Source organism: Exiguobacterium sp. s43 (assembly GCF_018617255.1).
Taxonomy (GTDB): Bacteria; Bacillota; Bacilli; order Exiguobacteriales; family Exiguobacteriaceae; genus Exiguobacterium; species Exiguobacterium profundum.
The window spans coordinates 1-430 of record NZ_JACSJT010000015.1; the positions used below are offsets into that span (position 1 = coordinate 1).

Consider the following 430-nt stretch of genomic DNA (forward strand, 5'->3'; position numbering starts at 1 on the left):
TGGCTCCGCAAGTAGGATTTGAACCTACGACCTACCGGTTAACAGCCGGTTGCTCTACCACTGAGCTATTGCGGAACGATCTTGCCTGGCAACGTCCTATCCTCACAGGGGGAGATCCCCCAACTACTTTCGGCGCTGAGACGCTTAACTTCCGTGTTCGGCATGGGAACGGGTGTGGCCGTCTCGCTATCGCCACCAGACAAATATGATATTAACATTATTTTAACATAATGTCAACATGTTTTTTGAGATTGTTCTCTCAAAACTGAGGATTCATCAACACAAACCATTAGACTAGATCAAAGCCTCGACCGATTAGTATCATTCAGCTCCACGTGTCGCCACGCTTCCACCCATGACCTATCTACCTCATCGTCTCTGAGGGGTCTTTCTTGATTGCTCAAAGGGAAATCTCATCTCGGAGGGGGCT

General features: G+C 48.6%; 1 tRNA gene and 2 rRNA genes. All 3 read right to left on the bottom strand.

Annotated elements, in window-relative coordinates:
* Positions 1–75 (bottom strand) — tRNA-Asn (locus KNO79_RS15505).
* A gap of 8 nt (positions 76–83) precedes the next feature.
* A 5S ribosomal RNA gene (gene rrf / locus KNO79_RS15510) occupies positions 84–200 on the bottom strand.
* 95 nt (positions 201–295) lie between these two features.
* A 23S ribosomal RNA gene (locus KNO79_RS15515) occupies positions 296–430 on the bottom strand; the annotation flags it as partial.